The 21,571-nt window shown below is 70.8% G+C and carries 21 protein-coding genes; 11 read left to right on the forward strand and 10 right to left on the reverse strand.

Features of this window, described 5'->3' with window-relative positions:
• Nucleotides 1–70: 70 nt before the first annotated feature.
• From ACRAKF_RS12290 to ACRAKF_RS12300, 3 genes are all read left to right on the forward strand, one after another.
• Nucleotides 71–598 carry a hypothetical protein gene (locus tag ACRAKF_RS12290; RefSeq protein ID WP_447037034.1) on the forward strand — a complete coding sequence of 176 codons (528 nt, stop codon included), beginning with the start codon at nucleotides 71–73 and terminating at the stop codon, nucleotides 596–598.
• A gap of 169 nt (nucleotides 599–767) precedes the next feature.
• Nucleotides 768–2,441 (forward strand): multicopper oxidase family protein, encoded by a 1,674-nt coding sequence (locus tag ACRAKF_RS12295; RefSeq protein WP_447037035.1) that lies wholly within the window; start codon nucleotides 768–770, stop codon nucleotides 2,439–2,441.
• A 240-nt stretch (nucleotides 2,442–2,681) separates the two neighbouring features.
• Nucleotides 2,682–4,442: an NAD+ synthase gene (locus ACRAKF_RS12300; protein WP_447037036.1), complete on the forward strand. Its 1,761-nt coding sequence runs from the start codon at nucleotides 2,682–2,684 to the stop codon at nucleotides 4,440–4,442.
• A gap of 99 nt (nucleotides 4,443–4,541) precedes the next feature.
• Here the strand turns inward: ACRAKF_RS12300 and ACRAKF_RS12305 are convergent, their stop codons facing one another.
• A complete protein-coding gene (locus ACRAKF_RS12305; RefSeq protein ID WP_447037037.1) occupies nucleotides 4,542–5,756 on the reverse strand; it encodes an MFS transporter in 1,215 nt (404 codons plus the stop codon).
• 129 nt (nucleotides 5,757–5,885) lie between these two features.
• A complete protein-coding gene (locus ACRAKF_RS12310; protein ID WP_447037038.1) occupies nucleotides 5,886–6,917 on the reverse strand; it encodes an endonuclease/exonuclease/phosphatase family protein in 1,032 nt (343 codons plus the stop codon).
• A 286-nt stretch (nucleotides 6,918–7,203) separates the two neighbouring features.
• Here ACRAKF_RS12310 and panB point away from each other — a divergent pair, with 286 nt between their 5' ends.
• The 3 genes from panB (at nucleotide 7,204) to ACRAKF_RS12325 (ending at nucleotide 10,170) form a co-directional block, all read left to right on the forward strand.
• The gene (gene panB, locus ACRAKF_RS12315) at nucleotides 7,204–8,085 is read left to right on the forward strand and encodes a 3-methyl-2-oxobutanoate hydroxymethyltransferase (RefSeq protein ID WP_447037039.1); all 882 of its coding nucleotides are present in this window, start codon (nucleotides 7,204–7,206) and stop codon (nucleotides 8,083–8,085) included.
• A gap of 241 nt (nucleotides 8,086–8,326) precedes the next feature.
• Nucleotides 8,327–9,346 carry an ATP-binding cassette domain-containing protein gene (locus tag ACRAKF_RS12320; protein ID WP_447037040.1) on the forward strand — a complete coding sequence of 340 codons (1,020 nt, stop codon included), beginning with the start codon at nucleotides 8,327–8,329 and terminating at the stop codon, nucleotides 9,344–9,346.
• Nucleotides 9,343–10,170 (forward strand): ABC transporter permease, encoded by an 828-nt coding sequence (locus tag ACRAKF_RS12325; RefSeq protein ID WP_447037041.1) that lies wholly within the window; start codon nucleotides 9,343–9,345, stop codon nucleotides 10,168–10,170. Before ACRAKF_RS12320 ends, ACRAKF_RS12325 begins: the two co-directional genes overlap by 4 nt.
• Before the next feature lie 54 nt (nucleotides 10,171–10,224).
• On the opposite strand, the gene ACRAKF_RS12330 is transcribed toward ACRAKF_RS12325, so the two are convergent.
• The 5 genes from ACRAKF_RS12330 to ACRAKF_RS12350 form a co-directional block, all read right to left on the reverse strand.
• Complete coding sequence (locus ACRAKF_RS12330; RefSeq protein ID WP_447037042.1) at nucleotides 10,225–13,533, reverse strand: AfsR/SARP family transcriptional regulator; 3,309 nt, start codon at nucleotides 13,531–13,533, stop codon at nucleotides 10,225–10,227.
• Nucleotides 13,534–13,675: 142 nt separating this feature from the next.
• Entirely contained in the window at nucleotides 13,676–13,861 is a 186-nt protein-coding gene (locus ACRAKF_RS12335; protein WP_447037043.1) for a DUF397 domain-containing protein, read from the reverse strand.
• Nucleotides 13,854–14,717: a helix-turn-helix domain-containing protein gene (locus tag ACRAKF_RS12340; protein ID WP_447037044.1), complete on the reverse strand. Its 864-nt coding sequence runs from the start codon at nucleotides 14,715–14,717 to the stop codon at nucleotides 13,854–13,856. The genes ACRAKF_RS12335 and ACRAKF_RS12340 overlap by 8 nt, the downstream gene beginning before the upstream one ends.
• 7 nt (nucleotides 14,718–14,724) lie before the next feature.
• Nucleotides 14,725–15,249 carry a DUF6879 family protein gene (locus ACRAKF_RS12345; RefSeq protein ID WP_447037045.1) on the reverse strand — a complete coding sequence of 175 codons (525 nt, stop codon included), beginning with the start codon at nucleotides 15,247–15,249 and terminating at the stop codon, nucleotides 14,725–14,727.
• Nucleotides 15,209–15,628 carry a hypothetical protein gene (locus ACRAKF_RS12350; protein ID WP_447037046.1) on the reverse strand — a complete coding sequence of 140 codons (420 nt, stop codon included), beginning with the start codon at nucleotides 15,626–15,628 and terminating at the stop codon, nucleotides 15,209–15,211. The genes ACRAKF_RS12345 and ACRAKF_RS12350 overlap by 41 nt, the downstream gene beginning before the upstream one ends.
• Nucleotides 15,629–15,876: 248 nt before the next feature.
• Between ACRAKF_RS12350 and ACRAKF_RS12355 the strand changes: the two genes are divergently transcribed.
• From ACRAKF_RS12355 to ACRAKF_RS12375, 5 genes are all read left to right on the forward strand, one after another.
• Nucleotides 15,877–16,314, forward strand: a complete 438-nt coding sequence (locus ACRAKF_RS12355; RefSeq protein WP_447041948.1) for an ATP-binding protein — start codon at nucleotides 15,877–15,879, stop codon at nucleotides 16,312–16,314.
• Entirely contained in the window at nucleotides 16,307–16,936 is a 630-nt protein-coding gene (locus tag ACRAKF_RS12360) for a hypothetical protein (RefSeq protein ID WP_447037047.1), read from the forward strand. The genes ACRAKF_RS12355 and ACRAKF_RS12360 overlap by 8 nt, the downstream gene beginning before the upstream one ends.
• Nucleotides 16,937–17,523: 587 nt before the next feature.
• A complete protein-coding gene (locus tag ACRAKF_RS12365) occupies nucleotides 17,524–17,646 on the forward strand; it encodes a hypothetical protein (RefSeq protein WP_447037048.1) in 123 nt (40 codons plus the stop codon).
• Nucleotides 17,647–17,714: 68 nt separating this feature from the next.
• Nucleotides 17,715–18,482: a hypothetical protein gene (locus tag ACRAKF_RS12370; protein ID WP_447037049.1), complete on the forward strand. Its 768-nt coding sequence runs from the start codon at nucleotides 17,715–17,717 to the stop codon at nucleotides 18,480–18,482.
• An 82-nt stretch (nucleotides 18,483–18,564) separates the two neighbouring features.
• Nucleotides 18,565–19,368: a site-2 protease family protein gene (locus tag ACRAKF_RS12375; protein WP_447037050.1), complete on the forward strand. Its 804-nt coding sequence runs from the start codon at nucleotides 18,565–18,567 to the stop codon at nucleotides 19,366–19,368.
• Here ACRAKF_RS12375 and ACRAKF_RS12380 read toward each other — a convergent pair.
• The 3 genes from ACRAKF_RS12380 to ACRAKF_RS12390 all read right to left on the reverse strand — a co-directional run bounded on the left by ACRAKF_RS12380 (nucleotide 19,365) and on the right by ACRAKF_RS12390 (nucleotide 21,541).
• Complete coding sequence (locus tag ACRAKF_RS12380; RefSeq protein WP_447037051.1) at nucleotides 19,365–19,562, reverse strand: hypothetical protein; 198 nt, start codon at nucleotides 19,560–19,562, stop codon at nucleotides 19,365–19,367. The two genes, ACRAKF_RS12375 and ACRAKF_RS12380, sit on opposite strands and share 4 nt — an antisense overlap.
• A gap of 132 nt (nucleotides 19,563–19,694) precedes the next feature.
• Nucleotides 19,695–20,411, reverse strand: coding sequence for an NADPH-dependent F420 reductase (gene npdG / locus ACRAKF_RS12385; RefSeq protein ID WP_447037052.1), 717 nt, complete (start codon nucleotides 20,409–20,411; stop codon nucleotides 19,695–19,697).
• 38 nt (nucleotides 20,412–20,449) lie between these two features.
• Complete coding sequence (locus ACRAKF_RS12390; RefSeq protein WP_447037053.1) at nucleotides 20,450–21,541, reverse strand: sialidase family protein; 1,092 nt, start codon at nucleotides 21,539–21,541, stop codon at nucleotides 20,450–20,452.
• Nucleotides 21,542–21,571 lie beyond the last annotated feature (30 nt).

Here is a 21,571-nt window from a genome sequence, read left to right on the forward strand (position 1 = left end):
GCGTCCATGATCGAGGGCGGGCCGGGGCCCCGCATACCGCTGGATACCCGGCGGGGGTAGGGTTTCGCGCATGGCGAGGACGACGCGGAACCGCACGGGCACCGGGCAGTTGCTGCTGCTCGCCGCGCTGCTCCTCGGCATCGTCACCATGCATACGTTGGGGCATCCCCCGGAGCACACGAGCGATACGGCCACCGCTTCGGCCCCGGCCGCCGCCTCGGTTCCCGCCACGGCCTCCGTCGTGACCGCCGCCTCCGTCACATCTCACGGTGCCGACTTCGGTGCCGACTACCGTGCCGATCACGGCGCCGACCCCCGTGGCGGTCACGACGTCCGCGTGGCCTCGCCCGCCGCCGACTCCCCGCACGGCATGACGCACGACGGCCACGGCGCCATGTCCATGGACCCGCTGTCCGTGTGCCTGGCGGTACTCGGGGCCTTCACGCTCGTGGCCCTGGTCCGGGTCCTGGTGCGGGCCGGTCTCTGGCGGCCCGGCAGGGCGCCGGCGCGCGCCCCGGCGGCCGGGCGCCTCCTCCACGGGCCCCGGCCGGAGCCGCCGCCCGTCACGCTGTCCCGCCTGTCGGTGCTGCGCCTTTAGGCCGGCGCACCGGCTGCTTCACCCTGCCCGGAGACCCCCGTACCCCGTTCCGACGGAGGCCCACGGGTGTCGACCGGTGCGACCGGTGCCACCGATGCGACCGGAAGCAGCAGACGCGCCCCGCCACACACACCACACCACGAGGTGTCACTCAGCCATGCGCACAGCCATGCACACAACCACAACCCCCTCGCGCCGCGCCCTCCTCGGGGCGGCGGCCGCCGTCGCCGGGACGGGAATCCTGACGGCCTGTACAGACTCGGGCTCCGGAGCGGCCGGACCGGCGGGCTATGTCGACCCGGCGGGCCCCGAGGTCGCCGCCGCCGAGCGGAAGCGGGCCCGCGGCGGCCGGGTCCGCGAGGTGAAGCTGACGGCCACGGAGGCCAGGCTCGACCTCGGCGGCCCCACGGTCAGGACCTGGGCGTACGGGGACACGCTGCCCGGCAAGGAGGTCCGCGTCACCGCGGGCGACACCCTGGCCCTCACTCTCGCCAACCACCTCCCCCGGGCCACGTCCCTGCACTGGCACGGCGTCGCCCTGCGCAACGACATGGACGGCGTCCCCGGCCTCACCCAGCAGGACGTCAGGCCCGGGGCGGACTTCACGTACCGCTTCGCGGTCCCGGACCCGGGGACGTACTGGTTCCATCCGCACTCCGGCACCCAGCAGGACCGCGGGCTGTACGCGCCGCTGATCGTCGAGGACCCGAAGGAGCCGCTCCGTTACGACAAGGAGTGGGTGGTCGTCCTGGACGACTGGGTCGACGGGGTGGCCGGCTCCACCCCGGACGGCGTGCTCGCCGAGCTGCGCGAGGGCATGTCCGGCCATGACATGGGCGGCGACGGGGACGGCGGCGGGAACGGCGAGGACGGCGGCTCGGGCGGCATGGACCACGGCGGCCACGGCATGGCGGGCATGTCGCACGCGGCGGCCGGGACCACGCCCGCCCCGGAGCCGTCCGGCCCCGAGCCGTCCACCCCTGGACCGTCGGGCCCCGAGCCGTCCGGCCCCTCCCGGATGATGATGGGCGCCAGGAGCGACCTGCTCGGGGGCGACGCGGGCGACGTCGCGTACCCGTACTACCTGATCAACGGGCGTACGCCGAAGGCCCCGGTCCAGTTCCGCGCCCGCCCCGGCGACCGTGTCCGGCTGCGGATCATCAACGCCGGCGGGGACACGGCCTTCCGCGTGGCGCTCGGCGGGCACGAGATGACCGTGACGCACACCGACGGCTTCCCCGTGGAGCACACGAGGACGGACGCGCTGCTGCTCGGCATGGGCGAGCGGTACGACGTCCTGGTCACCGCGGGGGACGGCGCCTTCCCGCTGACCGCGGTGGCCGAGGGCAAGAAGGCGTCGGCGCTCGCCGTGCTGCGCACGGGCGGCGGGGCGGCGCCGACCGCTTCGGCCCGCCCGAAGGAGCTGGAGGGCCGCCTCCTCACGGCGGACAAGCTCAGGGCGGCCGAGTCCGTCGCCCTGCCCTCACGGAAGCCGGACCGCACGGTCAGGCTCCGGCTCACGGGCGGTATGGCGAAGTACGACTGGGCCTTCGACAAGAAGCCCTACTCGCCCGGCAGGCGCCATCCGCTGCGCGCGGGCGAGCGGGTCCGCCTGGTCTTCGCGAACTCCACCTCGATGTGGCACCCCGTGCATCTGCACGGCCACACCTTCGCCCTGGCGAACGTGGCGGGCGGCCCGCGCAAGGACACGGCGATCGTGCTGCCCAACGGCACCCTGACGGTGGACTTCGACGCGGACAACCCGGGCCTGTGGATGGTCCACTGCCACAACGTCTACCACGCGGAGGCAGGCATGATGACGGTACTGGGCTACCGCCGGTAGTTCCGTCAGGGGCAGGAGCGACCTCGGGCCCCGAAGGGGCGCGGGGAACTGCGCGCTCAGCGCGCGACAAGCCGCGGACGGGTCTGCGCGGACGGGTCTGCGGGGACTCCGGCAGACGCGTCCGCGGCTTCTTCGGTGGTTGTTCGCGCAGTTCCCCGCGCCCCTGACGGGGCGCCCGGCCCGGCTGTCCAAGGCGCCCCCGCCAGGTATCGCGTCGCTCTGACGATTACACTGGAGCGCGTGCCTCAACTACGCCTCGCCCTGAATCAGATCGACTCGACCGTCGGCGATCTCGCCGGGAACGCCGAGGCGATCGTCCGCTGGACCCGGCACTCCGCCGAGCAGGGAGCGCACCTCGTCGCGTTCCCCGAGATGGCGCTGACCGGGTATCCCGTCGAGGACCTCGCGCTGCGGTCGTCCTTCGTCCAGGCCTCGCGGAAGGCGCTGCACGCGCTCGCCGCCAGGCTGCGGGACGAGGGCTTCGGCGAGCTGCCGGTCGTCGTCGGCTATCTCGACCGCACCGAGGAGGCCAAGCCCCGCTACGGCCAGCCCGCGGGCGCGCCGCGCAACGCCGCGGCCGTGCTGCACCGCGGCGAGGTCGTACTGACGTTCTCCAAGCACCACCTGCCCAACTACGGCGTCTTCGACGAGTTCCGCTACTTCGTGCCGGGCGAGACCCTACCGATCGTGCGGGTGCACGGCATCGACGTCGCCCTCGCCATCTGCGAGGACCTCTGGCAGGACGGCGGCCGCGTCCCCGCGACCCGTACGGCCGGGGCCGGTCTGCTGCTCTCCATCAACGCCTCGCCGTACGAGCAGGACAAGGACGACCAGCGGCTCGACCTCGTCCGCAAGCGCGCCCAGGAGGCCGGCTGCGTCACCGCGTATCTCGCGATGATCGGCGGGCAGGACGAGCTGGTCTTCGACGGCGACTCGATCGTCGTCGACCGGCACGGCGAAGTCATCGCGCGGGCCCCGCAGTTCGCCGAGGGCTGTGTCGTCCTGGACCTGGAGCTGCCCGCCGCCGCCCCGACGCCGCCGTCCGGTGTCGTGGACGACGGGCTGCGCATCGAGCACGTCACCCTCTCCGAGGAGCCCCTGCCCCGTTACGAGGCCGAGCTGACCGGCGGGTACGCCGAGCGGCTCGACGACGACGAGGAGGTGTACTCGGCGCTGGTCGTGGGCCTGCGGGCGTATGCCGCGAAGAACGGTTTCAGCAGCGTCCTGATCGGCCTCTCCGGCGGCATCGACTCGGCGCTCACGGCGGCCCTCGCCTGTGACGCGCTCGGCGCGCAGAACGTGTACGGGGTCGCCATGCCGTCGCGCTACTCCTCCGAGCACTCCATCAGTGACGCGGAGGAGCTGGCGCGCCGCACCGGCTGCAACTTCCGCACGGTCTCGATCGCCCCGATGTTCGACGCGTACATGGGTGCGCTCGGTCTGACCGGGCTCGCCGAGGAGAACCTCCAGTCGCGGCTGCGCGGCACGATGCTGATGGCGCTCTCCAACCAGGAGGGCCACATCGTGCTCGCGCCGGGCAACAAGTCCGAGCTGGCGGTGGGGTACTCGACGCTGTACGGCGACTCCGTGGGCGCGTACGGCCCGATCAAGGACGTCTACAAGACGGCGATCTTCCGGCTCGCGCGGTGGCGCAACCGGGCGGCCGAGGAGCGCGGGCAGACGCCGCCGATCCCGGAGAACTCCATCAGCAAGCCGCCGAGCGCGGAGCTCCGTCCCGACCAGGTCGACACGGACTCGCTGCCGGACTATCCGGTGCTCGACGGCATCCTGGAGCTCTACGTCGACAAGGACCAGGGCGCCGACGCGATCGTGGCCGCCGGTTACGACCGTGAGCTGGTCACGAAGACGCTGCGGATGGTGGACACCGCCGAGTACAAGCGGCGCCAGTACCCGCCGGGCACGAAGATCTCCGCGAAGGGCTTCGGCAAGGACCGGCGGCTGCCGATCACCAGCCGCTGGCGGGAGACCGCCGCGGGCTGAACCGCGGGGCGACCACAGAGCGACCTTGGGGCCTGCCCCGCTTCGACGCGGCAGGCCCCGCGGGCTCGCAGCAGCTCAGCGACTCAGTGACTCAGCGACTCAGTGACTGGACGACTCGTACACGCGGGACGGGCCCGAGGCCACCAGGCGCTCGGTGCCGTGCGCCGGGGCCCTGCGGTCCACCAGGTAGGCCACCGCGGCCACCGCCAGGCCGAGGACCGCGAGGACGGCGCCCGTGACCGCGGGCGAGGTCACGCCGAATCCGGCCGCCAGGGCGAGCCCGCCGATCCAGGCACCGCCCGCGTTGGCGAGGTTGAACGCCGCCTGGTTGGCGGACGAGGCCAGGGACGGGGCCGCCGACGCCTTCTCCATGACCATGAGCTGGAGCGGCGAGCCCGTGGTGAACGCCGCCATGCCGAGCAGCGCCACCGCGAGGGCCGCGCTCCAGCCGGTGCTCATGAGGAGCGGGAAGAGGGCCAGTACGACGGCCAGCGCGATGAGGCCGCCGAAGAGCGTGCCGCGCAGGGAGTGGTCGGCGAGCCGCCCGCCGAGCAGGTTGCCCGCGGTGGCGCCCACGCCGAACAGCGCGAGGAGCACGGTGACGCTGGACTCCGTGTAACCGGCGGCGTCGGTGAGCATCGGCGTGATGTAGCTGTACGCGGAGAAGAGCGCGCCGAAGCCCGCGACGGTCGTGCCGAGGGCCAGCCACACCGGGCCGCTCGCGAGCGCCCGCAGCTCACCGCGGATGCCGACGGCGTCGCCGTGGCCGTGGTCGGCCGGGACGAGCAGGGCGAGCGCGGCGATGGCGGCGAGACCGATGGCGCTGACCGCGAGGAACGTGGCGCGCCAGCCGAGCTGCTGCCCCATCGCGGTGGCCACGGGCACGCCGACGATGTTGGCGACGGTCAGGCCGAGGAACATCAGCGAGACCGAGCGGGCCTTGCGCTCCGGGCCGACGAGTCCGGTGGCGACGACCGCGCCGACGCCGAAGAAGGCGCCGTGCGGCAGACCGCTGACGAAGCGGGCGGCCAGCAGTGAGGTGTTGTCGGGGGCAACGGCGGAGAGCGCGTTGCCGATGACGAAGAGCACCATCAGGCCGATCAGGACCCGGCGGCGCGGCAGCTTCGCGGTGACGGCGGCGAGCAGCGGGGCGCCGATGACGACGCCCAGCGCGTACGCGGACACGAGGTGACCGGCGGTGGGGATGGATATGTGCAGGTCGTCGGCGACGTTGGGCAGCAGGCCCATCATCACGAACTCGGTCGTACCGATGCCGAAGGCGCCCACGGCGAGGGCGAGCAGGGCCAGGGGCATGAAGAAGTACCTTCCACGGAGCAGAGGGGGACGGAATCCGTAAGTTTACGTACGGAACAAACTCTCGCGTACCCAGTATTCCGTGAGGTCAAAATCAGACGACAACGGCGTTAATACGGGCGAGCCGGGCTACGACGAGAGGTCGACGCGCGCCGCGATCGGGAGGTGGTCGCTGCTCGTCTCCGGCAGCGTCCAGGAGGAGACCGGCTCCACGCCCTTGACCATGATCTGGTCGATGCGCGCCATCGGGAACGACGCGGGCCAGCTGAAGCCGAAGCCGTTGCCCGCCGCGCCCTGCGTGGAGCGCATCTGGGAGGTGACCGCGTTCAGGGCGCGGTCGTTCATCGTGCCGTTCAGATCGCCGAGCAGGACGACCTTGCCGATCTTCTCGTCGGCGATGGCCTCGCCGAGCGCGTCGGCGCTGTTGTCACGCTGGTTGGCGGTGAAGCCCGCGTCGAGCTTCACGCGCACCGAGGGCAGGTGGGCGACGTACACGGCGACCTCGCCCTTGGGCGTGGCGACCGTCGTACGCATCGCGCGGACCCAGCCCAGCTTGATGTCCACGGGCCTGCTGTCGGTCAGCGGATACTTGCTCCACAGGCCGACCGTGCCCTGCACCGAGTGGTACTTGTACTGCCCCGCGAGGGCCTTCTCGTACGTGGGGACGGCGTCCGCGGTGAGCTCCTCCAGCGCGACCACGTCCGCGCCGGACTCGGCGACGTCCTGGGCGGTGCCCGTCGGGTCGGGGTTGTCCGCGTTCACGTTGTGCGTGGCCACCGTGAGGTCGCCGCCGGTGCCCGACTTGTCGCTGATCAGGCCGCCGAAGGAGTTGCACCAGATGATGGTCGGCAGCAGCAGGGTGATCAGCGCGGTCGCCGACTTGCGGACCACGGCGATCACGAGCAGCACCGGGACGAAGACGCCGAGCCAGGGCAGGAACGTCTCGGTCAGGCTGCCGAGGTTGCCCACGCTGTTGGGGATCTGCGCGTGGAACAGCATCACCAGGGCGATCAGGCCCGCGGCACCCGCCGTGACCAGGCCGCGCCGCCAGATGCCGCGGTCACCGCGCCAGCCGTCGAGCAGGTGCCGGAACCGCGAACCCGGGCGCTCGGGCGCCGGGCCGCCGCTGTCCGTCTCCGTCACATAAGCCTGCTGCGCCATGCCTTCGTCGCCTCACTGACTGCCGTGCACACCGTCATTCCGCCCCTGGAACCCTAGGCGATGATCGGTGTCGTTCCTGCCGTTCGCGACGGCCGTACTCGCACGAGGACGAGCGGAACCGCGCGCGGGGTTCCTGAACGACGGGTGGGAGCGCCCGCTGTGACGAAACGCGCATATTCGCCCCGACTCTCCGGCTCTCTAGCCCCGGGGCGGCCTCTGGTGCCACCATGGAGGTGGTCCGGGGACGCCGTCAGGGCGCCTCGAGATGACAGAAGGAGCCGTTGCGATGACGCAACTTTCGGCTGCCCAGACGAGCGCCGACGCCCGGCGGAGCCCCGACAGCAGCAAGGCGCTGTACGGCGGCAAGGGCACCCGGCGCATCACTGTGCGCGACATCACCGCCGCCAAGGAGCGCGGCGAGAAGTGGCCCATGCTGACCGCCTACGACGCGATGACCGCGTCCGTCTTCGACGAGGCGGGCATCCCGGTCATGCTCGTCGGCGACTCGGCGGGCAACTGCCACCTCGGGTACGAGACGACCGTGCCCGTCACCCTCGACGAGATGACCATGCTCTCGGCGGCCGTCGTACGGGGCACGAGCCGTGCCCTGATCGTCGGCGACCTGCCGTTCGGCTCGTACCAGGAGGGCGCGGTCCAGGCACTGCGCTCGGCGACCCGGCTGGTGAAGGAGGCGGGCGTCGGCGCGGTGAAGCTGGAGGGCGGCGAACGCTCCCTGCCCCAGACCGAGCTCCTCGTCCAGTCCGGCATCCCCGTCATGTCACACCTCGGCCTGACCCCGCAGTCCGTGAACACCATGGGCTACCGGGTACAGGGCCGCGGCGACGAGGCGGCGCACCGGCTGCTGCGGGACGCCAAGGCCGCGCAGGACGCGGGCGCGTTCGCCGTCGTACTCGAACTGGTCCCCGCCGAGCTGGCCGAGGAGGTCACGCGGTCCCTCCAGATCCCGACCGTCGGAATCGGCGCGGGCGCCTCGTGCGACGCGCAGGTCCTGGTCTGGACGGACATGATGGGCCTCACGTCCGGCAAGATGCCGCGCTTCGTGAAGCAGTACGCGGACCTGCGGGGCGTCATGACGCAGGCGGCGCGGGCGTTCGCGGAGGACGTGGTGGACGGGGCGTTCCCGACCCCGGAACACGCGGTCCACTAGGCCTTCGCGGCCGCGTGAGAGGTGTCGGCAGGGCCCCGCGGCCACGCGGGCGGGGCCTTCGCGGCTATGTCAGCCGTGCCGGCGGGGGCCTCGCGGTCGTCCGAACCAACGCGGCACCATGGCAGCCCGTCGATTTCCCCCGTCGACGGGCTGTCCCCTTCCCCCCTCGCTGAAGGCGGGACGCCGGGGCTGTCGGTGGGATGTCGGCCGATTGTCGGTGCCGCCTGACATCTTGTTCCGCATGACACGAATCGACAAGAACCCCGGCAGCGCAGGGAGCGCGGTCACCGTAAGGGGACTGGTCAAGCACTACGGCGCGACCAAGGCACTGGACGGCGTGGACGTCGACGTACGCGAGGGCACCGTCCTCGGCGTGCTCGGCCCCAACGGCGCCGGCAAGACCACCCTCGTACGCTGCCTCTCCACCCTCGTCGTCCCGGACTCGGGCACCGCCTTCGTGGCCGGTTACGACGTGGTCAAGCAGCCCCGCCAGCTCCGCCGGGTCATAGGCCTCACCGGCCAGTACGCCTCCGTGGACGAGAAGCTCTCCGGGCGCGAGAACCTGTACATGATCGGGCGCCTGCTCGACCTCTCCCGCAAGGAGGCCAGGTCGAAGGCGGACGCCCTCCTGGAGCGGTTCTCCCTCAGCGAGGCGGCGACCCGCCCCGCCAAGACGTACTCCGGCGGCATGCGCCGACGCCTCGACCTCGCCGCGTCGATGATCGGCAGCCCCTCCGTGCTCTACCTGGACGAGCCGACCACCGGCCTCGACCCCCGCACCCGCAACGAGGTGTGGGCCGAGGTCAAGCGCATGGTCACCGACGGCGTCACCGTGCTGCTCACCACGCAGTACATGGAGGAGGCCGAGCAGCTCGCCTCCCAGCTGACGGTCATCGACCGCGGCAAGGTCATCGCCAGCGGCGGCATCGACGAGCTGAAGGCGAAGGTCGGCGGACGCACCCTGCGCATCCGCCCGGCCGACCCGCTGGAGCTGCGTCCGCTGGCCGGCGCGCTCGACGACATGGGCCTGACCGGCCTCGCCAACCTGACCGTGGACGCCGAGTCCGGCACCGTCCTGGTGCCGATCCTCAGCGACGAGCAGCTCACCGCCGTGCTCGGCGCGGTCACCGCGCGCGGCATCGCGATCGGCTCCATCGCCACCGAACTGCCCAGCCTGGACGAGGTGTTCCTCTCCATCACCGGCGAGAAGGCCAGCGCCCCCCAGGACGTCCGTCCCGAACTAGAGGAGGTTGCCGTATGAGCAGCACCACTCTCGCACCGCCCCTCCACCAGGGAGAGGCCGACGCCCGCATAGGCCTTCGCGACCACGTGCGCCACACCAGTGCACTGGTCCGCCGCAATCTGCTGTGGATCCGCCAGGACCCGCAGTCGATGCTGGACGCGATCCTGATGCCGATCATCTTCACGCTCCTGTTCGTGTACGTCTTCGGCGGCTCCATCGGCCAGGCGCTCGGCGGCGGCCAGGACGCGTACGTGCAGTACGTGGTGCCGGGCATGATGGCGATGATGAGCATGAACATCGCCATGGCCGTCGGCACCGGCTTCAACCAGGACTTCCAGAACGGCATCATGGACCGCTTCCGCACCCTGCCGATCGGCCAGGGCTCGGTGCTCTTCGCCAAGATCGTGGTGGAGCTGATGCGCATGCTCGTCGCCACGGGGGTCATGTTGATCGTCGGTGTCATGGTGGGCTTCGACATCCACAACTGGGGCGGCATGATCGTCGCCGTGGCCCTGTCCGCCCTCTTCGGCTCGGCCATCATGTGGATCTTCCTGGTCCTCGGCGTCACGCTGAAGAGCGCCCAGTCCGTGCAGGCGATGGGCTTCCTGGTCCTGATGCCGCTTCAGTTCGGTTCGTCGATCTTCGCGCCGACGCAGTCGATGCCGGGCTGGCTCCAGGCCTTCACCGACTACAACCCGCTCTCCTCGCTCGCGGACTCCGCCCGCGGCCTGATGATCGGCGGTCCCGTCGCGGACGACGTGTGGGTGACGGTCGGCTGGTCGGTGGTCCTCACGCTGGTGATGGCCCCGATCGCGATCCACAAGTTCCGCACCAAGAGCTGACCCACCGGCGCGGCGCCGGCGGGCCGGACGACGCGGCCGGGCCGTACGGCCGCGTCACACGGCGCAGAGCGCGATGGCCTCCTCCACGGACAGGCCGCCGCCCTTCGCGTACGCGGCCTCATACCGCGCGGTGCCCAGCGCCGCGCGGGCGAGGCGTTCGGCGGTGTCGCGGATGTCCCGCTCGGTGGCGTTCGGCGAGTGGCCGGTCGGCAGCTCCCGCTCGGCGGCCGCCAGGAGGCGTGCGGCGTCCTCGGCCCGGCCGCCGTCGTCCAGGGTGGCCATGGCGAGGGCCGCGATCCACAGGTGGACGGACTCGCCCTGCGGGGCGACGACCCGGGCCAGCGCGTCGCGGCTGCCCGCAAGGGCCTCGCCCGCCATGGCGAGCCCCTGCGCGGGCCGGCCGTCGAGAGTGGCGATCCAGGCCTCGATGCCGAGCACGAAGCTGTCGAAGACCGCGTACCCGATCAGGCTGAACTCGTTGTGGAGCAGGCTGAGCTGCTCGCGCGCCTCGGCGACCCTGCGGGCCCGCCCGAGGCCGCTGACGAGGAAGAGCCGGGCCGCGGGGACCGCCTCGCCGAAGGTGGCACGGCCGCTGCTCTCCAGGATCTCCCGCAGCAGCGCCTCGCCCCGCTCGAAGTCGCCCGCTTCGAGCAGGGCCGAGCCGAGGCGGGCCTTGAGGACGGCGACCTGGGCCTGGGCACCGAGCCGGGCGGAGTACTCGGCGGCGGCCTCGAAGTCCGCGGCGGCCAGGGCGAACTCCCCCCGCTGCTCGTGGGACTCCCCGCGCGCCGAGAGGGCCTCGGCGATGCCCCACACGTCCCCGAGCTCCTCGAAGGCCCGTAGCGCCTCGTCCGCGTCGCGTCGGGCGTCGCCCGCCCAGTCGACGTGGTTGGCGAGGATGTTGGCACGCGTCTGGAGGGCGGTGGCCAGCTCCCACCGGTAGCCGAGGGCACGGCAGGCGGCGACGGTCTCGTCGAGGGTGGCGCGCAGCAGTTCCACGTCGCCGCCGAGGAGCACCGCGAAGAACCAGAGGTTGCCCGGCGTGCGGCAGGTCTGCGGCAGGCCGGGGCGGTACACGGTCCTGATGCCGCACAGCTTCTCCTCGGCCTCCGGCGTCTGCCACTCCTCCATGTCCATGTCCATGCGGGAGAGACGGAGCAGATGGGCCCCGCGGCGGGCCTCCTGGAGGACCTCGGGGCGCATCGGCGGCGGTGCGGCCGTGCACGGTTCGTACAGGGGCGGCGCGCTGACGTAGGGCGGGGCGAAGGGGTCGGGGCCGAGGGCGGTGACGTCGCGGGACCAGTTGCGCGCCTCCATGCGCAGGCCGCGTATCTGCCAGTACCAGGAGAGCGAGAGCACGAGGCAGAGCGCCTCCTGTTCGTCCCCGGCGGCCACGGCGTGCCGCAGGGCGGTGCGCACGTTCTCGTACTCGGTCTCCAGGCGCTCGACGGCGGCGCGCTGCCGGTGTCCGCGCAGTTCCGGGTCGGTGGTCCTCGCCACCTCGCGGTAGTGCGTGAGGTGCGCGCGCTCGGCCCCGGCGCGGTCCCCTGCCTCGTCGAGCCGCTCGCCCGCGTACTCGGCGACGGTCTCCAGGAGGCGGTAGCGCATGCCGTCGCCCGATATGGGCGAAGGGGCGGCGACGACGAGGGACTTGTCGACGAGGGAGCCGAGCAGGTCGGCGACGTCGTACGCGCCGTCGGCCGTGGCGCAGACCTCTTCGGCGGCCGGCAGGTCGCAGCCGCCGGCGAAGACGGAGAGGCGGCGCAGCACGGCCCGCTCGGCGTCGTCGAGCAGCTCCCAGGACCAGTCGACGACGGCCCGCAGGGTCTGCTGGCGGGGCAGGACCGTGCGGGCGCCGCTGGTGAGGAGCCGGAAGCGGTCGTCGAGGCGGTCGGCGATCTGGCGCGGGGTGAGCATCCGCAGCCGGGCGGCGGCCAGTTCGATGGCGAGCGGAAGGCCGTCGAGGCGCCGGCAGATCTCGGCGGCGGCGTCCGGGTCGTCGTCGACGGTGAACCCGGGTCTCGCGGCGGCGCCGCGCTCGGCGAGCAGGCGCAGCGCGACCGGCTCGGGCAGCGGTTCGACGGGGCGCAGCGATTCGCCGGGGACGCCGAGGGGTTCCCGGCTGGTGGCGAGGATCCGCAGGTCGGGGCAGCGGGTGAGGAGCTCGTCGGCGAGGTGGGCGGCGGCCTCCACGACGTGCTCGCAGTTGTCCAGGATGATCAGCATGCGGCGCCCCGCGCAGTGTTCGACGAGGCGGACCACGGGGTCCTCGCCGTGCCGTTCGGAGAGGGCCCGCATCTCCTCGGCTCCGGCGCCGCGCAGCACGGTCTCGCGGGCGCCGAGCGCGGTGAGGATCGCCTCGGGCACGTCCGCGGGGTCCTCGACGGGGGCCAGCTCGGCCAGCCACACGCCGTCCGGCAGGTGCCCGGCGACGGCTTCGGCCGCCTCCTGCGAGAGGCGTGTCTTGCCTGCCCCGCCGGGGCCGAGCAGCGTGACGAGCCGGGCCCGCGTGAGGTCGTCCCGCAGCGCGTCGATGTCGGCCTCGCGTCCGACGAAGGAGGTGAGGCGGGCGCGGAGGTTGCCGGGCCGCTGCGGTCGAGCACCGGTGCCGGGACGTCCGGGTGCGCGGTCGGGCGACGGCTCGGGGGCGCGGAGCAACTCCTCGTGGAGCGCGCGCAGTTCGGGGCCCGGGTCGATGCCGAGCCGGTCCGCGAGGACGCGCCGCACGCCGTCGTACGCGGCCAGCGCCTCCGCCGCGCGTCCGGCGTCCCTGAGCGCGCGCAGCCGCAGGACCTGCAACGGCTCGTCGAGCGGGCGGGTGTCGCACAGCGCGCCCAGCTCGGGCAGGATCTGCTCGGCCTGCCCGAGGGCGAGGGCGGCGGACATCCTGGCGCGGCGGGCGTCGAGGCGGCGCGCCTGCCAGCGGGCGGCTTCGGTCGCGCGGCCGGGGAGGTCGATGAGGGGTTCGCCGCCCCACATCGCGAGCGCGTCGTCCAGGAGCCCGGCCGCCTTCGCCGCGTCCCCGTCGGCCAGCGCGCCGCCGCCTTCGCCCACCAGCCGGTCGAAGCGGAACACGTCCACGTCGTCGGTGCTCGCGCGGAGCCGGTAGCCGCCGTCGACGGAGGCGATGGCGTCGGCTCCCAGCGCCCTGCGGAGCCTGCCGACCAGCGCTTGCAGGGCGCCCGGCGCGTCCGCGGGGGGCTCGGCGGCCCAGACCTCGTCGACCAGGGCCTGGGCGGGCACCGCGCGGCCCGGGCGCAGGGCGAGCACCGTCAGGAGGGCGCGCAGGCGGGGGCCGCCGACCGCGACGGGGGTGCCGTCGGGGCGGATGGCCTGAGTCGAGCCGAGGAGGCGGTAGCGCACGGCCCCATTGTCGCCTCCACATACCCCACCCCCACCACACACCCACCCCACCGCCCGAGCCGCCTCCCACCGCACTCGACGGCCCCTCGCGCGGGAACCGCCCCGCGCACCGCTTCGGGCCTCCTCGAAACGGGGCTGCACTTCAGGTCACGGCAGTCTTGCTGTACTCCACGAACTGAGCCCAGGAGGCCGGCAGCACGGCCAGGGCCGCGCGTTCTCGCGCCTTCGTGTCCCGGACGAGGACCTTTGTGGGGTCGTTGTCAGCTACCTCAACACAGTCATTCGATATCGTGTAGCTGCTGGTGCGCCAGTTCGGAGTTTCAGCCATGGGTTTTTCTTCCCGTCCGTTCGAAATGATCGACAGCAGTCAGTATGAGTTCTCTAGCGGCTTGCCCATAAAGGGCACGCTGCCGATGAAGCTCGAACGCCTTGCGGTAAAGCTCAATTTCCCTGGGCTGAGTCACGGAAATCTCGGCGGAGTACGTTTCGATCATGACGAGCTTGTCGTCGAACATCGAAAAGGCGTGACCGCCCCAAAGGTCGAGGGGTGCGTCCCGTGGAACGATGCCCAGACTGAGCCGCGGGAGCGCTATCACGGACATCAGGCGGTCGAGTTGGGCCCTCATGATTTCCGAGCCGCCGTGGTTCGAATAGAGAGCCTGCTCACCAAGGAGAACGTTGAAGATCCGGTTTCCCTCGTATAGGTACTGCTGCCGTTCGAGGCGTCTCGCCACGGCCGCTTCGGTGTCGGCCGGCGTCTCATGGAAGGCTGATACTTGCCGGAAGATGTTCTCGGCGTACGCGGAGGTCTGAATGGTGCCCCACACCATGTTCGGGTCCCAGATTCGGAACACCTTGGTTTTCTGGTACAAGGGCAGAGACTTCTTCTGGCGTTTCGCTGCCCCGGTCTCAAGCATCCGGCGCCATTCCATCCACAGCTCATCGATGTGGCGGAGTATCGCGATCAGGTCCTCAGTCTCGGTCTCGCGCCCTGCCAGTCGGCACCAGACGCGGATGTCGTCCTCAGATGCGTTCTGTTTGCCGTTCTCGATTCGAGAGACCTTGGACTCCTGCCAGCCAGTGGCAGCGGCGAAGGCCCGGCCACTGGCGTATCCCGCATCCTTCCGGAACCCACGCAGCCGGGCCCCCAGCGCCTCTCGCGTCTCTTGTGCTTGGTTGTTCACGGAACGATCAGAGCTTGTACTCGCGGTGGGGAATGGCCAAACTCCAGAGCAGGTCCCGTACGCGTACACACTCGGCGACGGTATCGGGGGCGTCGATCAGTTCAGAGCCCATAACCCGGCCGTGCTCATCGAAGTGACCCACAGCCAGGAGCCGGTCATCGAACAGCCACCAGTCATTCCCGTCCACGGGAAGGGTGACTTCGCTGGGCAGCTTGTGCCGTGGCAGCCACCTGATGGACTCGCCGGCCTCCAGGTTGGTGCCGGTGGTGGCGTACTCGTACTGGATGTAGGAGCTGTGCGGTTCAGTGACGACCCGCACCCGGCGGACGGTTCTCCCCGAGCCGGTGACGCGCTTCATGAGCTGAGTCCACGGTGACATGAACGAGTCGTCCGCGCTTCCCGTCCGGAGCCAGCGCTTGTACGGGCCGGCCTCGGCAGGGACTGAGTAGTCATCCCTCAGCTCAAGGTGGAAAGCATCGTGCGCGAAGCTCTCAAAGAGCCGGTTGCGCTCGGCGCTGGAGATCAACTCCACGCGGTTCCTCCAGTAGCACGGCGATCGCGGCCTTGGAGACCTCGACCACGGTTTCGTAGTCCGGGATCCTCATCTGTGCCAGGGCCTCGGCGTCAGTCATCTCCCGCCCCTGCACAACGTACGTACCTCCGGGAGTGAGGACCATAAGAGGGTCCTCCAGGCGCCTGAACTCCCCGGCGGGAAGCCCGTCCTTCTCCAGGTGCTCGAACAGCTCGGTGGGCACCTCCACGGCCGTCTCGCCCTCGCGAAGGGTGAGCTGCATCAGCAGGTCGTTCGCGTAGATCCTCCACCCCTGAACGAGATACGTGTCCCGGTCGGTTGCGTACAGAGTGGGGCAGTCCCCCTCTTTCGAGTTCGTACCAAGGAACCGTAGCTTCATGGTCACTCCCCTGTCCCCTTGCTTGCGCCGATTTGCGCTTCCCCATGGTCGGGCAGGCACTCGATCCCCCGCAAAGACCGTGCTGCAAACTCGCGCAATCTGCTTGGAGGTTGCTTCCGGAAGCCTCTACGTTCGTGACCTCACCGCTGCCGGTCCACGGACGGGCCACGGTGATTGGCGGAGAACGTCCCCGCCTCGCTCCCCTGTCGGGACGGACGTTCAACATTCCGGAGGGATGCCCCGTGACCATGGCCATGACCAAACCGAACGCGACTGGTGCCCCTGGCTACAGCGAAACACTGCCTTGCATAAAGCAGTCCGCCGGCGCCGCGCGTCGATTGGTCCGTAGGGCGTTGGAGACGTGGAACCTCGGGAGCCTCATCGAGGACAGCGAACTCGTTGTCTCGGAACTGGTCAGCAACAGCATCACGCACAGTGGCAGCCGCTTCATGCGGGTTGTTGTCGATCGGACCGGCGAGAACAGTGTGCGCATCTCTGTCAGCGACAGGTCGCGCCAGGCACCGGTTACTGGTCGCGCGGGTGACGAAGACGATTCCGGCCGCGGACTGTTCCTCGTTGAAGCGTATGCAGAGCGCTGGAGCACGGACTACCGCCCGTGGGGGAAGATTGTCCGGGCTGAACTGGTTACCGTGCCTGCCCCACAACGTGGGGGAAGTAATGGGTGAATCCCAAGCCAGGCCGTCAATCGTCCCCTTCGTCGCTGCGTGGAACAGTGAGTTGCCTGGCCTGGAAACGGACCTGACGATCGAGCCGACGCCCGAGCCGCGTCTTGCCTACAGAGGCACCCCCCGCAAAACCGACCGCGATGGCGCTGGGGTCCTGTGGGCTCGTATGTCCCACTCTCCGTACGCCGGAAGGCCGATCTTCGACAGCATGCACCCGGCCCGGCAGTACATCTGCATGTACGGGATGAACTGCCAGGTCTGCGGATACCCGGCAAGCCGCAACAAGGCAGGCTGGTTGTTCTTCGACTGGCGGAAGCCCTGGGATCCGCCTACGTGGCCAGAGGGCTCCCGGACCGCTCAACCGCCGCTGTGCGACGCACACGCGCCCAAGGCTGTGGAACAGTGCCCGTTCAGCCCCGATTTCATCGCTCTCAGGGTCAAGAAGCCGAGACTTTGGGGTGTGTCCGGGACCCCCTACCAACGCACCACGGCCGGATGGCGGACCGGAGACGCGGATGCGATGTTGCCGTACGGCGATCCGGGTCTGAGGGCGGTCCTGGCTACCAAACTGGTCCGCGAACTGCGGAACATCACCGTTGTTGATCTCCCGCAGAGGGGCTGACGTTGCCTACCAGGAAGCATCGCCCGAAGGCGCCACTCACCATCCGGGAACGCAACACTCAGCGGATTCTCAACCCTCCGCGTCCGACGCTGTTCGAGCGGCTGCGCTCGGCGGCTTGGCGCGTTGAGGAGTGGTGGTGTCGACACGTCAGCCAACGGAAGCTGTTTCGGCAACTGGATGCCATGCGAGCGGCGATCAAGGCTTCCCAGGAAGATCCCGCCCCGGAGGACCCCGCAGCATGACGCGCCGACCACTCGTCACGGGCTGGTGCTTCCTGTGCCGACGCGACGGACTTCAGGTGGTGTGGATCGGCCCCGTCGAAAGTGATGGGCGGGAGGCACCAGCCTTCGCCTGCGCAGCATGCTGCGCATTCGCCCGCGAGTACATACGCGGCTACCAGCAGGAACGGGACACGCGTCCCGCCTCATAGCTCCCATCCCGGCGTCGCGCCCCCCTCGGGACCGGGATGGGTTTGCCAGGTCCCCGCCCCCTGGTCATGGACGTCACGAGTCGGACCAGGGGACGGGTCGCAAGTGCAGTACGGCCGAGGGATGTCGCCCTCTGCCCCCGAGAGAAAGGCAGCAGCCATGTCACTCAAGGAAGCACTCAGCAGGAAGGCTACCGTCCGCGGCGACGAGGACACCGACAACACCGACATCGAGGAAGGCGACGGCGGCGGCGGCTCGGGCTCCCCCGGCCACCCCTCCTGACTCACTCCCCGAACGGAGTCCCCTGGCCGTCAGCGGCCGGGGGACTCCTCCCTTCCGTAAGGTCGTGCATGAATCTCCTAGTGGTCGACTGGGACTTCTTCTTTCCGACTCCCACGGCCGGCGCCCCGCTCGGCGAGCACCCAGAGCTGTACGCGTGGCCCGTCGCTGAAGACGCCGTGCACGTCGAAGCGATCTGGCTTCGGCGGATTCGCTCCTTCATCAAGGCAGGGGTTGCGCTGCCCCACTGTCAGGGCTTCTTGGGCTTCTGGAGCCGTTTCGACATCGACCCCGGCGCCACCCTCTTCTACGCGGACTCGAACGCATGGGCAGGCCACCTCTTCCCGTCCAACCTGGGGGGTCAAGGCCCCTGGCAGGCGGTACATCTGTACGACGCCCACCATGATTGCGGCTACCCCCAGAACCACCGGACGTTCGAGGAGTGGCAGAGCAAGGGGCAGATCAACGCCGAGAACTGGTTGCTCGCCCACTACTGGAACGGCTCTCAGGTCTTCGTGCACTTCCCGCCGTGGCGTGAGTCCATGAGGCGGCCGAGTGAGCACCCCCTGATCCCCGTAAGCATGGTCATCGACGACGGGCAGGCGCGCGACGTAGTTTTCAGCGCAGTGTTCCTCTGCCGGTCCGGGGCATGGGTTCCCCCCTGGTGTGATCACCAGTTCGGCGACTTCATGGCCGCCTGCCCGGTCGCACGACGAGTCGAGATTCCACAGAACCAGTGGCACCAACCGCGCCCGGATGTCCGCCGCATGGCCGAGCTGGAGGCCTGGATCAAGGCGATCACGAGCCCTCGTCCGATGAGCTCAGACGGGATCAGCTGAGGGGGCCGGATACACGCTGCCCGGGTATCAGTGCGCGGGGTGGACCGTCGCGGGCGCTTCGCGCCCCCTTTAAGCTCGCCCCATGACCACCGCACCCGCCCGCAGCAGCGACCGGCGGATCAGCCCCGTCTTTCTGGGGATCGCCGCCGTCACGGCGGTCTCGGGCTGGGCCGCCTGGACCGGTTTCGCCGACAATCCCGGGCTCGCCGTGTTCCTCTTCGTGACGGCGGCCTGGATCGTCTCGCTCTGCCTGCACGAGTACGCGCACGCCCGCACGGCCCTGCACAGCGGCGACATCTCGATCGGCGCGAAGGGCTATCTGACCCTCAATCCGCTGAAGTACACGCACGCGCTGCTCAGCATCGTGCTGCCCGTGCTGTTCGTGATCATGGGCGGCATCGGCCTGCCCGGCGGCGCGGTCTTCATCGAGCGGGGCCGGATCCGGGGCCGCTGGCGGCACAGCCTGATCTCGGCGGCGGGCCCGCTGACGAACGTGGCGTTCGCCGTGATCTGCACGGCACCGTTCTGGCTCGACGCCCTGGACGGCGTCCCCGACGCGTTCCGCTACGCCCTCGCGTTCCTCGCGCTGCTCCAGGTGACGGCCGCGATCCTGAACTTCCTGCCCATCCCGGGCCTGGACGGCTACGGCGTGATCGAGCCCTGGCTCTCGTACAAGATCCGCCGTCAGGTGGAGCCGATCGCGCCGTTCGGGCTCATCGCGGTCTTCGTGATCCTGTTCATCCCGTCGGTCAACGCCGCCTTCTTCGACGCGATCGACGCGGTCCTGGGTGCCCTCGGCGTCGAGGAGTGGGACACGTACTGGGGCCGGGAGCTGTACCGGTTCTGGGAGGGTTCGCAGGAGGTACCGCCGAGGCCGGCCTTCTAGGCCGTGACGCCCGCGGCTCGCCGTGCGTCGCGCTCGGCCTTGGCGCGGCGCAGGTAGAACCACGCCATGTTCGAGGAGAGGCCCGCGAGCAGCACCCAGACGACGCCGAGCCAGCTGCCCCGCGCGAAGGAGATCACGGCCGCGACGACGGCGAGCGCACAGACCACGAGGGCGTAGAGGGCGAGGCGGGGCATGGGGGTCGGCTCCTGTCGGGTGCGGCGCGGGCGCCTGGGCGTATTGCGGACGTACCCGTCCAGTGTCCCCCATGTGTTCCCCATGCCCGCCCGCGCCCCGCACCCTGCACCAGAAGGCCCGAGGCCCCGTGGCTACACGTCGGTGACCCGCAGGCCCGCGTGCGCCTTGTAGCGGCGGTTGACGGAGATCAGGTTGGCGACCAGGGACTCGACCTGGTGGGCGTTGCGCAGCCGTCCGGCGAAGACGCCGCGCATGCCGGGGATGCGGGCGGCGAGCGCCTGCACCACGTCGGTGTCGGCGCGCTTCTCGCCGAGCACCATGACGTCGGTGTCGATCTCCTTGACGTCGGGGTTCTGGAGCAGCACCGCCGACAGGTGGTGGAAGGCGGCCGTGACGCGGGAGTCCGGCAGCAGGGCGGCGGCCTGCTCGGCGGCGCTGCCCTCCTCGGGCTTGAGCGCGAAGGCGCCCTTCTTGTCGAAGCCGAGCGGGTTCACGCAGTCGATGACGAGCTTGCCGCTCAGCTCCTCGCGCAGCGCTTCGAGGGTCTTGCCGTGGCCCTCCCACGGCACGGCGACGATCACGACGTCGCTGCGCCGCGCGCACTCCGCGTTCTCGGCGCCCTCGACACCGAGGCCGAGCTCCTCGGCGGCCGTCCGCGCCCGGTCCGCGGCCCGGGAGCCGATGATCACTTTCTGTCCGGCGCGGGCGAACCGGTAGGCGAGGCCGCGCCCCTGGTCACCGGTGCCGCCGAGGACGCCGACGGTCAGCCCGGAGACGTCGGGCAGCTCCCAGGGGTCCTTGGCCGGGGCCTTCGCGGGGGCGTTCTGCGCACTGTCTGTAGAGGTCATGGGGTGACCTTACTTACCGGTCACGGCTGGTTACGCGGTTACACCAGTTCCCCCAGCGGAATCCGCCGGAACGTGATCGTCTCGTACGCGGAGAAGTCCCCCGTCTCGTAGAGCAGCCCGACGGTGTCCTCGTCGAGGCGTACGAGGTCGGAGTACGCGGCGGGCAGCCCGTCGACGGTGTGGGCGGTCTGCCACGTGGTGCCGGAGTCGGTGCTGCGGCGCACGGTCATCAGGGCCCGGAACCCGGGGTCGGCGGGTCCGGAGAAGAGCAGCGCGTCGGGGTCGCGGAGCCGCAGGACGCTGCCCTCGACGACGGGTCCGGTGAGGCAGGCCTGCGGGCGGAACGGCTTGACGAGGGTCTGGCCGCCGTCGCGCGAGTGGGCGTCGGCACGGTTGCCGGGGGCCGGTGAGTCGTTGCGGGTGTTGAGGTAGAGGCGGCCGTCGGGGAGTTCGGCGGCGGTGGTCTCGTTCACGTTGACGTAGCCGTTGGTGTTGTCGTCGACGTAGCCGATGCGCCAGGTCCGGCCCGCGTCGTCGCTGAGCAGGCAGTGGCCGCCGTTGTACTTGCCCTCGGTGCCGTTGTCCCGGCCGGCCGGCGGGAGCGAGTGGTTGGCGGGGACGACGACGCGGCCGGGGTGCCCGGAGTCGCCGGTGAGCTGGATGGCGTGGCCGGGCGTGGTGGCGTACCAGCGCCAGTTCGGTCTCTTCACCTGGCCGGTGATCTCGCGCGGGGCGGACCAGGTGCGGCCGTCGTCGTCGCTGTGCTGCACCCAGACGCGCCGCCCCGCGGCGGCGGAGACCGTGCCGCGGCGGATGGCGTCCTCGGTGGCCGCGGCGGCGTTGCGTACCTGTACGAGCAGGACGCGGCCGGTGTCGAGGACGACGGGGGCGGGGTTGCCCGCGAGGTCGTCGCCGTTCTTGCCGACGGCCTGGAGCGGGCCCCAGGTGCGGCCGCCGTCCGTGGAGCGCTTGAGGACGACGTCGATGTTGCCGAAGTCCTCCTGCGAGCCGACGCGGCCCTCGCAGAAGGCGAGGACGGTGCCGGACGCGGTGGTGACGACGGCGGGGATGCGGAAGCTCGCGTAGCCCTCACGGCCGGCCCGGAAGGGAACAGATGTCTCAACAGTCATCCTCCGGCTTTCCCCACCACGAGGGAATTC

The sequence above is a fragment of the Streptomyces sp. DSM 118878 genome, assembly GCF_052936595.1.